We start from the raw sequence: 13454 nt of genomic DNA, 5'->3' as shown, positions 1-13454 counted from the left end.
CGCTGGTTCGGCTGTGCATCGTCTTTACTTTGCCTATTAGAATGCTAACATGTTAGTTGATGATTTCATCGCGTCAAGCCCCAAGATGACGTGCGGCCAAAATCAGATAAGGAATCGCCCCGGGGCTATCGCAGAAAGTGCAATGTGGTGCGGTCAGATCATCGGGCAGGCGAGGTTGGATATCGCGCCGGGCGAACATGTGCATGTCCGTAATCTCGGCATGACCGGACACATCCAGCACCATGCCTTAGCATCGCTCAATACGCTGCTTGCCGATATTCCGGATGTGTGTCTTCTGTGGCGGTATGTGACGAAGTTTTGCGAAAAAGCTGGCGCAATGACCATCAAACGGCGACGGCAAATCCTCAGCTTCAGATATCTGTTCCGGCGGTGGTTCCAATAGGTTCCGATGTCAACTGGTTGCAGCTGCCCGCGCGACAATCACGAGATCGCGCGTTCTTCTGCTGTAGGTGACAGGTCGTGGCGATCTTCCGCCGCCAGGTAAAAAATTTCAATGGGCTGGCCGGGGCCGCGTTTTATCCGGACGCGACCCCGGCGACCCATTCGTCGTTACTGTGAGAACGCAAATGCTCTTTGAGGGTTTGCCACAAAGAATTTCTCGAGCAGTTTTTCGCCGTCAAAGCCGGCCTCGCCGGCCTCCTCGACGAAGCGGGGGCGCCATTTTTCCAGAATGAAGCCCATGCCGAGGCCGCCTTTTCCATAGCTGGCGAACATGGTCTTTCGCGCGATATCGCCGCCGATCATGATCTGATCCTCGTGGCCGGCGCGCACAAGGTCGAGAATGCAGCGGGTCCGCACATTCTCGGGATAGTATTTTACGCGGGTTATGCCGTCGAAGGAGAAGAATGCGCCGGTCTCGGCCACTTTCCGATGCACCCACGGATCCGGGTTCCGGTCGAGATGCGCAATCGTCAGGTAGCGTGGATCGACACCCTCCTGATGCAGCAGATCGAGCTGCTCCAAAGGCATGGTACCAAGCTCTGTATGGGCGTGAATGGGTGCGCCGGTTTCCTTGTGGGCATCGAGCGCGGCGTAAACGGTTTTGACTTCAAGCTCGGAGATAGTGTTGTAGCCGGTCCCGAACTTGACCACGCCGCCCCTGATGTCGGTGCCGTCCATGCCGGTGGTGACTTCGCGCGTTACGTGTTCCGCCAGTTCCTTGCGTGACAGAGAGCCGATCCATTCATTGAAGGTCCGTTTGCCGTCGTTCATGGTGCCGGGCCACATCAGCGACTTGTTGAATCCGGCCGTGGCAATGATCTGGACGCCGATTTCGTTGGCGATGCGCCTGACCGTGGCGACGTCCCGGCCATAGTCGATGGCGGTGGCGTCGTAAATGGTCCTGCCGCCCGCATTGGCGAAGAGCTGTAGCTCGGCCCTGGATGCTTCGGCATCATCCAGCAGAAGATCGTCATCTCCTTTTTCCTTCCAAAGCTGAGGAACGCAGTAGATGTGATCGTGGCAGTAGGTTACACCCATGTCGCCAGGGTTGATGTCGCCGTTGACGGTTCGTACAAACGTCATGTCGCTGACTCCTATGAAAAAGATTTTCAAACTTTAGCTAACTGAAGTGCGGCCAATTGAAAAGACTGAATATCAATTATGGAAAAACTTTGCATATTGGTCATGCTTTGATACGGTGTCGCCGTGATTCAGAGAAGCGTCAAGCTTGTGTTGAGAGCTTGAGTGCAGGCAAAGTCCGGCGTTGAGCGACGAGGTGCACCGTTATGACCGTTGAAGCCAAGCACCTGTCACGTGCGGCGTTTGCAGAGCGCATCAAGCAGTGTCCGGTTGCCATTCTACCCATGGGGGCGACGGAGCAACACGGCCCGCATTTACCGCTGGGTGTGGACATCATACTTGCGGAGGCCCTGTCGAAGCGGGTGGCGGAAATCACCGGTGCGACCGTGCTTCCCGCAATGCCCTTCGGCTATTCATGGGTCTGGCGCGATGATCCTGGATCGGTCAGTCTTGAATCAAGAACGCTCGAGGACGTTGTCGTCCAGGTTGCGGAAAGTCTGGCGCGCCATGGCGTGCGGCACCTGTTTTTGATCAATGGGCACGAAGCCAACGCATCCACCATGAAGCAGGCGGCACGCCGTCTCTGGGACCACAAGGATGTCAAAGTGTGGCGCCTCTTCTATCCCGATCTCGCCACGGTGATGGGCGAGCATTGCGAAAGTCCGACCTGGAACGGTATTGTGCATGCCTGCGAGTTTGAAACATCGTTGATGCTCGCCGTGGCGCCGGAGCTTGTCGACATGTCCAAAGCCGTGCGGGAGTATCCGCCCGCGGACAAGGGCTACTTCATGGGCGGCAGGCCGATGGGTGAACTGAGCCAAAGCGGTGTTTTCGGCGATGCGACGCTTGCGACGGCTGAAAAGGGCGAGGCCATGATGGAAATCTTTGTTCAGTCCATGTGCGACGCAGTCAACGAAATCTGTGGCGCGTCAGAATAAAAATCGTGCTGCCTGACCCGACGCGTGCCGCGGTCCTGTTGAGTAGTATATTGCCATGAACGATATCTTCAGCCGCATAGCGACCACCTATCCGAGCCTGAAAAAGGCGGAAAAGCGCATTGCCGATCTTATTTTGTCGGACGCGGATTTCTTTCTTCGCAGTTCCATTACCCAGGTTGCTGAAGCGGCCGAGGTTTCGCCGTCGTCGCTGACACGCTTCAGCCGCGCGCTTGCCGTTGAAGGGTTTCGGGAGCTCAAGCTCTCCGTTGCCCAGGCGAAAAGCGCGCAGAGCCCTTATTACCATCAATCGGTGCAGGCGCTAGACGAGGCGGAGCTTGCCGAGGGGCGCCTGGAGTACCTTTATCTTCAGCAGGTTGTCTCTGCGCTGAACTCGACTTTCTCACGCCTGAACGCGGAAGCGCTGGTGGACGTGATCGGTGCGATCCGTTCGGCGCGGCGCATCGTGATTTTCGGCGTTGCCATCTCCGGCCTCATCGCGAACGAAATGGCCATGCGTCTGATGCGGCTTGGCTTCGATGCGACCTACAATGCCGATCCGCATTTCGCGCGCATATCCTCAAGCCTGCTTCAGCCCGAAGACGTAGCCATCTGCATTTCCCATACCGGCCGTTCGCAGGAGGTCCTGGATGCAGCGCGCATGGCGCGCGAGCAGGGCGCGCAGGTGATCTGCATGACTGCGCCCCACACGCCGCTTTCGCGTGAGGCGCACCATCATCTGGAGATATCGGTTTTTGAGGAAATCGACATCTACACGCCCTCCATTTCGCATTTCGCCTACCACTATGTGATCGGTTTGCTGGCCTTCCATATCGGCCAAAGCGCTGCGCTCGATCGCGAGGACCTGTTGCAAAAGATAAAAGCGGGTTTAAAGCCCGGACAATCGCTTTCCTGACAGGAAGAAAATATTTCCCAAATTTTTTTCCATAAAATACAATAGTTTATCAAAAAAAATATCAAGAAAGAAAATCTTTACAATTTCGAGTTCGATGGATAGTGTTCTTTTCGAGACTTTTGCCAGTCGCGCTGCCGTAACGCGTAAACAGCCGACATCAAGACGCCGAAAGGGACCATCATGAAACGCTCCGGAATTCTTGCTGCCGCCACCATCGTTTTTCTCGCCTCAGCCGGCACAGCCTCCAGCGACGTCACTTTGCATCCTGGCCTCGGGCCCGCCGAAGGCGCGAAACTGGTGGATACGTCCCGATACGAAAGCCGCCGCGACGGCGGCTACACGATCGGCTTCTCCAATGTCTTCACGGGAAACAGCTGGGTCATTCAACTGCTTGAAGAGGCTGAATGGCGGGCAGACCAGTTCCCGGAAATTGAGAAGTACATTGTCACGAATGCAAATTTCGATCCCGCCAAGCAGGTCGCCGATGTCGAAGACATGCTGGCACAGGGTGTCGATGCTATCGTGATCAATCCCACGTCGCCGGTGGCGATCGTGCCCGTCCTGGAGCGTGCCTATGATTCCGGCGTTGCCGTCATCATCGTCGCCGCGGACGCTGAAACGGACAAGGCCACCGTCCGCATCCTGGCCGACCAGGTGAAGTTCGGGCGCGATGGCGGTGAGTTCCTGGTCGATGCGCTCGATGGAAAAGGCAAGATCATCTCATTGCGCGGGATCGCCGGCATCTCCGTCGACACCGATCGCTGGAATGGCGCTGCGGGCGCATTTGAAGGTACCGATATCGAAGTCGTCGGCGAGGTTTACGCCCAATGGGCGTATGACCAGGCCCGTCAGGCTTGCGAGAGCCTTGCACTGGCGCATCCGCAGATCGACGGTGTGTGGTCGTCCGGCGGTGCGATGACCCAGGCCTGCATCGAGGTATTCAATGAGCTTGGCCGCGACCTCGTCCCGATGACGGGCGAGGCGAACAATGGCTTCTTTGGCGCCTGGGTCGAGAACAAGGACAAGGGCTTTGACTCGATCGCTCCGCAGAACCCGACCTGGATGGTCGCCGAAGGTGTCGCAGCAGCAGTTGGCGTTCTCAATGGGGACGATATCTACACAGAATACCAGGTGATCGCCGAGCCATATACCGCCGACAACCTCGAAGAGCTTTATCGCCCGGACCTCAATGACTCCTATTGGGTTGGCACAATCCTGCCCGATGATAAACTCAAAGAGCTGTACGGCCAGTAAGGACAGCAAGGCGGTCTTGCCTTGCCGGCAGCCGATATTCGAAGACTATCCTGAGGAACGGCTCATCTTGCGTACATCAAACGCACACCGTGTCATCCGGTGACGGCTGATCGCCCACGGATCGCAGTATCTGGCCTGAGCAAGAGCTTTGGCCAGGTTCATGCGTTGAAGGATATGCAGCTCACCGGGCTGCCCGGCATGTGCCATGCTGTCGTTGGTGAAAACGGGGCGGGAAAGTCCACCCTGATGAAGATCCTGTCGGGCGTGGTTCGCCCTGACAGGGGCCGGATCGTCAAGGATGGCGAAGACCTGAAGCTGCATCATCCGCTCGACGCGCGTCATGCCGGGATTTCGACCATCTTCCAAGAGTTCTCGCTGCTGCCAAACCTTTCGGTGGCCGAGAATCTTTTCCTCGGTCGGGAAGGCGATATCGGTCATGCAATGACCAGGGCCGAACTTGCGCAACGCAGTGAACAGGCTTTGTCGGAACTGGAGCTCAACATCGCGCCGGACCGGCGCGTCGGTTCGCTCGGTGTCGGGCAGCAGCAGATGGTGGAAATCACCAAAGGCGTACTTGCCGACGCGAGCGTGTTTATCTTCGATGAGCCGACGGCGGCCCTGGCGTCGCATGAAGTCGATGTTCTCTTTGCCCTGATCGAAAGGCTGAAGGACGAGGGAAAAACCATCTTCTACGTCTCCCACCGGCTGGCCGAGATTTTTACGCTGTGCGATGACATCACCATCATGAAAGACGGCGAATTCGTCCGGTGCGTCCCGACTGCCCTGACCAATGAGGATGAAGTGATCGAAGGTATGGTCGGGCGTCCCATAGCGGAACTTTTCGAGGCCCGGGCGGCCAGCATCGGCCCCGTGCTCCTGGAGGCCAAAGGCTACCAGGGTCAGGCGATGAAACGGCCAGTGGATTTGACAGTCGGCACCGGCGAGATTGTCGGAGTGGCCGGCCTGGAGGCTCAGGGCCAGCAGGAATTGATGCGGGCCTTGGCCGGCTTTGATCAAAGGCGCGGCGGATCCCTGACCCTTCAAGGCAAGGATATTTCGGATATCGAGGCCCGCAAGCGCATCGCCGCCGGCATCGGTCTGGTTCCGGAAAGCCGCAAGGATGACGGGCTGTTTCTTTCGCTGGATATCGCGGACAACATGCAAAGCGCGCAGGTGGCGCGTGGCGGCCTGTTTGCACTGACACCCTCACTTGGAGAGCTTACACGGGACATCATGACCCGGCTTGCGGTGAAGGCACCGGATGCAAGAACCCCGGTGAGCGATCTTTCCGGCGGCAATCAGCAAAAGGTCGTGCTCGGGCGATGGCTTCTTGCCGGAGCGCATGTGCTGTTGTGCGAAGAGCCGACGCGCGGCGTCGATATCGGCGCAAAGCGCGAAATCTATCGGCAATTGCGGGCCTTCGCCCAGCAGGGCAATGGAATTCTGGTCACGTCACGTGAGCTAACCGAACTCATCGGCCTGTGCGACCGTCTGCTTGTCATCCGGGATGGCGGCATTGTCAGCGATGTGCCTGCCGAGGGAGCGACGGAAGATTCTCTCTTGCGGGCGGCCTTGCCCACCAGCCTCGATGGCGGCCAGACCGAGGCCGCCTGACCATGATAGGCAAGGAATCACATCGCAGCATTGCGCAACGTCTGCAGCAGGATGCCTTCTGGTTCCGCCAGCGCGGGGCGCTGCTTTCCTTCATGATTCTGGGGCTCATGCTGCTCTTTCTTTCGCTCTTTCTGGGCGAACGGTTTGTTTCAACGACCAACATCGCAAATCTTGCAGGTCAGCTCGCACCGCTCTTTCTCGTATCGCTTGGGCAGACCTTTGTGCTTCTCGGCGCCGGTTTCGATCTCTCCGTCGGCGCGGTTATCTCGCTTACCACGGCCATTCTCACGCTGGATTTTCCCGATGTTTTCAAATTGCCCCTGGCCATTGCCGCGGCGGTGACGGTCGGACTGGTCAATGGAGTGGGCTGTGTCTATCTGCGTGTTCACCCGATCATCATGACCCTTGCAACTAGTTCGATCGTGCAGGGCGTTGCGCTCATCCTTCTGCCGACACCCGGCGGCATCGCGCCTCAGGTTCTGGTTACCGCAGCATCCGGCACTCTGTTTGGTCTTCCCGCAGGGTTCTACTGGATCATTGCCGCAGCAGCGCTGTCCATATGGGTGGTGCATGGCACGAAGTACGGCGTGAGGCTCTACGCCACCGGCGAGAACCCGCAATCAGCGTGGATCAACGGCATCAATGCTCCCTCCATACGGATCTCAACCTACGTCATTTCCGCCATGTGTGCCGCCATTGCCGGCGCCTATCTAACCGGGCGGCTGGCGTCGGGCGACCCGAATGTCGGCATTGCCCTTGGTCTGGACAGCATCTTGGGCGCCGCGCTCGGCGGAACCCTGTTGTCCGGCGGCGTGGGCGGACCCATCGGGACCATCGCCGGCGTGCTGATTATCGGCCTGCTCAACAACGGTCTGAACCTTGCCAACATATCGCCCTACTATCAGTTTGTTTTCAAAGGGGCGATGCTGATTGCTGCGGTCAGCCTCTTCCGTCGTAAAGAGGCAGGACTGTGACGCGTTCCTTGCGCAACCTACCGCCGGCCTTTTGGGGATTGATCGCGGTCGGCGTGCTTGCGGCTTTCACCCAGCCGCAATTCCTGTCGCTCCCGTTTCTCATGATCCTGCTTCGTCAGGCTGCTTCCATCGGCATCGTCGCCCTGGGGCAGACTTTCGTGGTCGCCAACCGGTCGCTTGATCTGTCGGTCGGCGCCAATATCGCCTTCGTCAATCTCATTCTCGCCCATGCCATGTGGAGCGGTTATCACCCCTTCGTGGCGATCGTTGTCGCGCTCGCGGCAGGAACGTTCATAGGCTTTGCCAACGGTGTCCTGGTCACAAAGCTGCGCGCCTCGGCAGTTGTCGTCACATTGGGTACGGCTGCGATTATCACGGGTATCGGGTTTCTCTACACGGGCGGGGCTCCGGGCTCGTCCATTTCCGATCTGGTGAAATGGCTGGGCAGGGGCCGTGTCGGCATCGTGCCTGTCGCCGGCCTGGTCTGGCTGGGTTTTGCGATCGCCGCGTTCATCATCATGCGCCGGCTTGCGCTTGGCCGCTTCATCTATGCAGCGGGCGACAACCCCTTTGCGGCGCTTTTCAGCGGGCTTCCGGTAGACAGGACCTTGCTGGCGTCCCACACGCTTTGCGGTTTTTTCGCTGCCAGCGGCGGCGTGCTTCTGTCGGGTCTGATCGGTGTCGGCAGCATCAATCTCGGGGCCGACTATGTGCTCAGCTCGATTACAGCGGTCATTCTGGGCGGGGCGGTATTCGGCGGCGGGGCAGGGGGCGCGGTCGGTACCGTGCTGGGCACCGCGCTGCTTGTCACGGTGTTAAACCTGCTCACGGTTTTCGGGGTCGGTGAACCGGGCAAGCTTATCATGCAAGGGCTCGTGATCGCCGCCGCCGCGATCATCTATCAGCAGGGGCGGCGCAATGGCTGAGTCGGGCGCCCCGCTTTACCTTGGCCTGGATGCGGGCACATCCGTCACAAAGGCCGCCGTGTTCGATGCACAGGGTCGCGAAATCGCTGTCGCCGAGCGCCGAACAGCGGTCAGCCGTCTGCAACCGGGGTGGAGCGAGATTGATCCGCATGAAGCCTGGGAGGCCAGTTGCGCCGTTCTGCGCGAGGTTCTCGAAAACGCCGGGGTCGAGCGCGGCGCGATACGCAGTCTCGGTCTGTCCTCGGCCATGATCGGTGCCTGGGTACTCGATGGTGAGGGCCAGCCGCTGCGCGCGGCGATCACCTGGGAAGACAGCCGTTCTCAATCGCTGATCGACGAACTCAGCGCCGAAGACCCGAGCTTCCATGACGCCATATTCGCCTCCTCCGGATGCGTGCTTCAAACGGGGTGCACACTTCCGGTGCTGGCCTGGCTGGCGCGCCATGAGCCGGAGGTTCTTCGGCAAGCGCACTACGTGATCAGTTTCAAGGACTACCTGCGGTTTCGCCTGACAGGGGAAATTGCGACGGACCGCACGGAGGCTGCCGTCATTCCCGGCTCGACGCGTCAGCGCACCAGGTCCGATGACATGATCGCCCTTTTTGGTCTGCAGGACTGCGCCGGCCTTCTGCCGCCGGTTGCAGACAGCGAAAGCGTTGCCGGGCTGTTGAATGCGGAGGCAGCAGACCAGACCGGCTTGCCCGAAGGTCTGCCGGTCGCTGTCGGCGCGGGCGACGTGCCCAGCACGATGATCGGCGCGGGCGCCGCGCGACCCGGTTCGGCGCTGGCCGTGCTCGGAACGGCCTGCATGGTGGGCGTGGTGCATGATCAGCCGGTGTTCGAGCCGCCCGGTATCGGGCTTTTGTTCCCGCTGCCCGGTAAGGGGTGGTACCGCGCCATGGCCAATGCGGCCGGCACGCACAATCTCGACTGGGCCTTTGCCACGCTTGCCCCTGACCTTGCGGACCGTGATGATCGCTTTACGCGTCTTGATGCCATGCTGGACGACACGCCAATTGGCGCTTCCGGCCTGAGCTATCTTCCATTCCTGTCGGACAGCGGCATTATTGCGCCGATCGTTGATCCGCGCGCGCGCGCTCAATTTACGGGACTAGCGCCGCGGCACACCCGTGCGCACATGTTCCGGGCGGTCATTGAGGGTGTGGCCTTTGCCATGGCGGACCTGCTCAAGGCGCTTTCATTTCAGGGCAGCCAAATGCTGCTGACCGGCGGCGGCGCCGGCAATAATCGATGGGTGCAGATGATCTGCGATCTCATCGACAAACCCGTGCACGTGCCGCAGGGAAGTCAGTTCGGCGCGCGCGGTGCGGCCTGGCTCGGTGCGGTTGCCGTTGGCGACTATCCATCCGTGCAAGCGGCAGCTGAGCACAGTCTGACCGGCCGTTTGTTCGAGCCATCTGCTGCCGATCGCAGCGCGTTGGGTGACGCCTATGCGCGGTATCGCGAGGTACGCTCCGCCCATGTCGGCAGATTTCCCAATGACTGATGGGGCGTTGACTTAACTCAGCCGCGCTTCACTGTGATATGCACGCCGTTGCTTCGCGGGCCTTTCCTTCCGTCAGGACTTTATTCACGACAAGTTTTGTTCAACGTTACGTATCATGGGCTTTATTCTGCGCGGAACGTGCTGGCTTGTACAAAACGCTCGTGCCCTCTTCATGCATGGGATTGGAACGGCCAGGCACAGCCGGCACCAAGCTGGCAGATCGGGTTCGGACGAGGAGATGTGGAGGAATTAAATGCGTCGGAAACTGCACATCGCAATAGCGGCCTTCCTGTTTCTTGCTCTGCAGCCGGCTGTGGCCCTGTCCCAGGAAATCTTCACCAGGGGCGGCAGTGCGCTGGCGCTTGAGGGCTTTGACGCGGTCTCCTACTTCGCTTCCGGAAAACCCGTGGCCGGCGATCCGAACATCGTCTCGAACTACAAGGGTGTTGCCTGGCGGTTCGCCAATGCCCGGAACAAGGCCGCCTTCGATGCAAATCCGAGGAAATACGCGCCGCAATATGGCGGGCATTGCGCCTGGGGCACTGCGCGGGGATATGCGGTTCGCGGCGATCCGAAGGTCTGGCGCATCGTCGGCGGAAAGCTGTACCTGAACTACAATCGTTCGGTGCAGAGCAAATGGAACCGGGACATCCCCGGCTTCATCTCCCAGGGCGATCGCAACTGGCCAGCGGTCCTGAAGACAAAGAAATAGGTGTTTTCCTATCGGGGCGCGGCGATCGATGAGCGATCCCGACACGGTGAACCCGGCATCGCCGAGGCCGGTTGTGTCAGACAGCCGGTGACGAGCGGTCGCCGCCAGCCGGCGCTTTCTCGCTTTTGTTGCCATAGAATTGGCGAATGATGGGGTTTTCGCACAGGACTTCCATGAGCATGTCTATCTGATCCCCGCTCAGAAAGTTGACATGATCACCCGGCTTTGCGGATCGAACGTGGTTTTGCTGCCCGATCCTGTATTCGGAAACATATTCGAGCGGATCATCGTAAAACCTGGAAGCCAGACGTTTTGCGGGCTCGCCGAAATCCGGAGCCAGTCTTTCAAGCAGGTTCCTGTTTCTCAGCGGTTTCGGCAGAGCGTCATTCAGCCTGTCCGCCCAATACCCATATGTGAAATACATGTCTTCATATTTGAGTATGGTCGTATTGGCTCTTTTCCCTTGCTCCAGAAGCCCGTCAAACTTTTTTATGATGTATGATCCCGTGAAGTGGGACTCGTCGTTCATTTCCAGCTTCATATAGTCGAAAACGCTGCATTCGCCGGCTTGCAAGCGCCTGCGCATCCGTGTTTTTTCATCGGTGAAGTTCGTATCGGGATGGATCCACCCATGCGAAAAATACTGCGAAACCATCATGTCGAGCGGGTGGCGGATCTGACATATGTTGGCGACCTTTCCTTCAAGGAAACGTTGGCGAAGCCATTCGTCCATCTCGTATTCCCGTTCCGGACCGAGCAGGAGAATACGGTCTTTTCCGAGCAAGCGTTTCAATATGTTGCTCTTGCCCTCATATGCCGGCTGGACCAGATGCGCATTCTGCGGGCTGTTGTTCCGCGAATAGAGGCAATAGCGCTTGTTTCGGGCCAGCTGCTTCAAGATTCTGAAGGCAAACATCGATGCCGTTTTGTGCGTGAACGCAAATCGTACGATTTGTTTTTCCGGAGTGTGTTGCTTCATCACCAGCGTGCATATGTGGACGTGTTCCGTGGGAACGATTGATCGCAGGCTCGCAGTTTGAGCACACAATCGTGCTGGAGAACAACACAGTTGTTGTTGCATCTGTCCGCTGCGAAAGGCCCGGCCGGATCCAGGTAACAAATAGTTGATCGCATGGTTCGATATCTGCTGATCCGTCGTGGCGGGGCGCGCGTATGAGTGGGTGCCGGCAACAAACATCCCAACTTTTACTGGAGAACAACACCATGTTCAGACGTACCCTCCTTGCTGGATTTGCTGTCGCATCGCTTGCACTCGGCGCCGTCGCGGCGAAGGCCGCCGACATCGTCGACACCGCCGTTTCCGCCGGAAACTTCAACACGCTCGTCGCCGCGGTTCAGGCTGCCGGCCTTGTCGATACGCTCAAGGGCGAAGGGCCGTTTACCGTTTTCGCGCCAACCGACGAAGCCTTCGAAAAACTGCCCGCGGGCACCGTCGAAGATCTCTTGAAGCCGGAAAACAAGGATCAGCTCATCGCCGTGCTGACCTACCACGTCATTCCGGGCAAGGTCATGTCCGGCGATATCGCAGGCAAGAAGATGGACGTGAAAACCGTTCAGGGCAGCGAAATTTCCGTCGATGCGATGAACGGCGTGAAAGTCGACGCGGCCAATGTGGTCACGGCGGACATCGAGACCTCCAACGGTGTGATCCATGTCATCGACCAGGTGGTGCTGCCGAACTGACGTGCAGGCGCATCATGAACAATGGGGTCCGGACTGGTTTCGGACCCCACCACGACGGCGCCGCGTGCGCCGTTGTTTGGCCGTTGATGTTTCCCGCTGATCCGAAACAGGGGGTTGGGTCGTATCGATGACTGGACGTCCGCAATACCCCGTTCTGACGCAATTCGAACAGGTGGCCGACGGGTCGCTCTATGTCCCGCTTCCGGCGGACTGGAAGATCGGAAGCTCCGATGTGGTGAATTCAACGGCGGCAATTGCCGCCGGACAATATAAAACGGTCAATTTTGCGGGCGCGGCGACCATCAGCGCCGTTTCCAATGCGCTCGGCGGAAACCTGCCGCTCTTCGTCTTTGGCGGCGACGGTGCGCAATTTGCCGTATCGCCGCAGCAGGCCGGCGCTGCAGCCGAGGCGCTGGACAAGGTCCGGCACTGGGTGAAGCGCGAGCTCGGGCTCGACCTGCGTGTCGGCATGACCGGTGTTTCCGACATACGCAAGGCCGGAGCCGACGTGTGCGCGGCCTATTGGCAGGCCTCCGATCATGTCCGCTATTCCATGTTCACGGGCGGTGGCCTGGAATGGGCCGAAAAACAACTGAAGGCCGGCAGGACTGCGGTTGCCGCTTCCACTGCGAGCGGTGATCCGGACCTTACGGGCCTTTCGTGCCAATGGGGTCCGGTCCTGCCGACGCAAGGCAAGATCGTGTCGCTGATCGTCAAACCGGCGCCCGGCGCCGCGCCGCGACAGTTCGAAAAGGCGATTGCCCGCATCATCGCGGCGCTGGCCAATGCGCGGGCTGTCAATCCGGTGCCTGAGGCGGGGCCCGATGTGCGATGGCCGGCCGGGTCGATCGGGCTGCAGTCGCGCATCGGAAGGGGTGCAGGCCCGCGCGTGTGGCGGAACATGTCGACACTGTTCAAGACGCTGTTCTACTGGGCGTTGTTCAAGGCTGCGTTGCCACTGCGCGATTTTCTGCCCGACCGCTACCGTGCCGATATCGCCGCCAATTCCGACTTCCGCAAATTCAGCGACGGGCTGATGATGACGGTGGACTGCCCACCGGAGGCGGTCGATGCCCTGACGCGCATTCTCGACAAGAACCGCAAGGACGGAACGATCCGCTATGGCCTTGAGATGCAGGACGAGGCTCTGATCACCTGTGTCGTGCCCTCGGCTTTCGACCGGGATCACATGCACTTCATCGACGGCTCGGGCGGCGGCTATGCATCCGCGGCGCGGCAGCTGCGTTCGGAAGAATTTCAGGTTTCATAAGCGGCCTGCGCGGCCTTCCCGCACATTCCCCGATCCGTTTTGCCACTGGCGCGCAAATTCGGTTGCCCACTGGTTGACAATCCGTGCTCGCATGTCCAAG

13 protein-coding genes are annotated in these 13454 nt (G+C 59.2%); 11 read left to right on the top strand and 2 right to left on the bottom strand.

From position 1 onward, the window contains the following. The first annotated feature begins 49 nt into the window (after positions 1-49). Positions 50-403, top strand: coding sequence for a hypothetical protein (locus tag OOZ53_RS24250; RefSeq protein ID WP_271092363.1), 354 nt, complete (start codon positions 50-52; stop codon positions 401-403). A 167-nt stretch (positions 404-570) separates the two neighbouring features. Here OOZ53_RS24250 and OOZ53_RS24245 read toward each other — a convergent pair whose 3' ends face one another. Next, positions 571-1545, bottom strand: a complete 975-nt coding sequence (locus tag OOZ53_RS24245) for a phosphotriesterase family protein (protein ID WP_271092362.1) — start codon at positions 1543-1545, stop codon at positions 571-573. A gap of 203 nt (positions 1546-1748) precedes the next feature. Between OOZ53_RS24245 and OOZ53_RS24240 the strand changes: the two genes are divergently transcribed. The 8 genes from OOZ53_RS24240 (at position 1749) to OOZ53_RS24205 (ending at position 10380) form a co-directional block, all read left to right on the top strand. After that, positions 1749-2480: a creatininase family protein gene (locus OOZ53_RS24240; RefSeq protein ID WP_271092361.1), complete on the top strand. Its 732-nt coding sequence runs from the start codon at positions 1749-1751 to the stop codon at positions 2478-2480. Between the two features lie 55 nt (positions 2481-2535). Beyond that, positions 2536-3393 carry a MurR/RpiR family transcriptional regulator gene (locus tag OOZ53_RS24235; RefSeq protein ID WP_271092360.1) on the top strand — a complete coding sequence of 286 codons (858 nt, stop codon included), beginning with the start codon at positions 2536-2538 and terminating at the stop codon, positions 3391-3393. A 180-nt stretch (positions 3394-3573) separates the two neighbouring features. Continuing rightward, positions 3574-4647 (top strand): ABC transporter substrate-binding protein, encoded by a 1074-nt coding sequence (locus OOZ53_RS24230; protein WP_271092358.1) that lies wholly within the window; start codon positions 3574-3576, stop codon positions 4645-4647. 174 nt (positions 4648-4821) lie between these two features. Continuing rightward, positions 4822-6261: a sugar ABC transporter ATP-binding protein gene (locus tag OOZ53_RS24225; protein ID WP_271092366.1), complete on the top strand. Its 1440-nt coding sequence runs from the start codon at positions 4822-4824 to the stop codon at positions 6259-6261. Positions 6262-6263: 2 nt separating this feature from the next. Continuing rightward, positions 6264-7235, top strand: a complete 972-nt coding sequence (locus OOZ53_RS24220) for an ABC transporter permease (protein WP_271092356.1) — start codon at positions 6264-6266, stop codon at positions 7233-7235. Then, on the top strand, positions 7232-8161 hold the full coding sequence (locus OOZ53_RS24215) for an ABC transporter permease (protein WP_271092355.1): 930 nt from the start codon (positions 7232-7234) through the stop codon (positions 8159-8161). The genes OOZ53_RS24220 and OOZ53_RS24215 overlap by 4 nt, the downstream gene beginning before the upstream one ends. Continuing rightward, on the top strand, positions 8154-9668 hold the full coding sequence (locus OOZ53_RS24210) for an FGGY-family carbohydrate kinase (RefSeq protein WP_271092354.1): 1515 nt from the start codon (positions 8154-8156) through the stop codon (positions 9666-9668). The genes OOZ53_RS24215 and OOZ53_RS24210 overlap by 8 nt, the downstream gene beginning before the upstream one ends. A gap of 253 nt (positions 9669-9921) precedes the next feature. Continuing rightward, positions 9922-10380 (top strand): YHS domain-containing (seleno)protein, encoded by a 459-nt coding sequence (locus OOZ53_RS24205; protein ID WP_271092353.1) that lies wholly within the window; start codon positions 9922-9924, stop codon positions 10378-10380. A gap of 76 nt (positions 10381-10456) precedes the next feature. On the opposite strand, the gene OOZ53_RS24200 is transcribed toward OOZ53_RS24205, so the two are convergent. Further along, entirely contained in the window at positions 10457-11578 is a 1122-nt protein-coding gene (locus OOZ53_RS24200; RefSeq protein WP_271092352.1) for a hypothetical protein, read from the bottom strand. Between the two features lie 26 nt (positions 11579-11604). On the opposite strand from OOZ53_RS24200, the gene OOZ53_RS24195 reads away from it, so the two are divergent. Together OOZ53_RS24195 and OOZ53_RS24190 are read left to right on the top strand one after the other, a co-directional pair. Next, positions 11605-12084, top strand: coding sequence for a fasciclin domain-containing protein (locus OOZ53_RS24195; RefSeq protein WP_271092351.1), 480 nt, complete (start codon positions 11605-11607; stop codon positions 12082-12084). Between the two features lie 127 nt (positions 12085-12211). After that, complete coding sequence (locus OOZ53_RS24190; RefSeq protein WP_271092350.1) at positions 12212-13354, top strand: DUF3095 domain-containing protein; 1143 nt, start codon at positions 12212-12214, stop codon at positions 13352-13354. The last annotated feature ends 100 nt before the right edge of the window (positions 13355-13454 follow it).

Source organism: Allohoeflea poritis (assembly GCF_027889715.1).
GTDB lineage: Bacteria > Pseudomonadota > Alphaproteobacteria > Rhizobiales > Rhizobiaceae > Hoeflea_A > Hoeflea_A poritis.
Note: the sequence above shows the minus strand (reverse complement) of the source record. Positions and strands in the feature narration are given on the sequence as shown.

What these genes read in the sequence shown, in the direction of transcription:
- OOZ53_RS24225 (WP_271092366.1), top strand. Translation starts at nt 4,822, where the DNA reads ATGCAGCTCACCGGGCTGCCCGGCATGTGCCATGCTGTCGTTGGTGAA.
- OOZ53_RS24205 (WP_271092353.1), top strand. Translation starts at nt 9,922, where the DNA reads ATGCGTCGGAAACTGCACATCGCAATAGCGGCCTTCCTGTTTCTTGCT.
- OOZ53_RS24250 (WP_271092363.1), top strand. Translation starts at nt 50, where the DNA reads ATGTTAGTTGATGATTTCATCGCGTCAAGCCCCAAGATGACGTGCGGC.
- OOZ53_RS24240 (WP_271092361.1), top strand. Translation starts at nt 1,749, where the DNA reads ATGACCGTTGAAGCCAAGCACCTGTCACGTGCGGCGTTTGCAGAGCGC.
- OOZ53_RS24230 (WP_271092358.1), top strand. Translation starts at nt 3,574, where the DNA reads ATGAAACGCTCCGGAATTCTTGCTGCCGCCACCATCGTTTTTCTCGCC.
- OOZ53_RS24220 (WP_271092356.1), top strand. Translation starts at nt 6,264, where the DNA reads ATGATAGGCAAGGAATCACATCGCAGCATTGCGCAACGTCTGCAGCAG.
- OOZ53_RS24195 (WP_271092351.1), top strand. Translation starts at nt 11,605, where the DNA reads ATGTTCAGACGTACCCTCCTTGCTGGATTTGCTGTCGCATCGCTTGCA.
- OOZ53_RS24200 (WP_271092352.1), bottom strand. Translation starts at nt 11,578, where the DNA reads ATGTTTGTTGCCGGCACCCACTCATACGCGCGCCCCGCCACGACGGAT.
- OOZ53_RS24190 (WP_271092350.1), top strand. Translation starts at nt 12,212, where the DNA reads ATGACTGGACGTCCGCAATACCCCGTTCTGACGCAATTCGAACAGGTG.
- OOZ53_RS24210 (WP_271092354.1), top strand. Translation starts at nt 8,154, where the DNA reads ATGGCTGAGTCGGGCGCCCCGCTTTACCTTGGCCTGGATGCGGGCACA.
- OOZ53_RS24245 (WP_271092362.1), bottom strand. Translation starts at nt 1,545, where the DNA reads ATGACGTTTGTACGAACCGTCAACGGCGACATCAACCCTGGCGACATG.
- OOZ53_RS24235 (WP_271092360.1), top strand. Translation starts at nt 2,536, where the DNA reads ATGAACGATATCTTCAGCCGCATAGCGACCACCTATCCGAGCCTGAAA.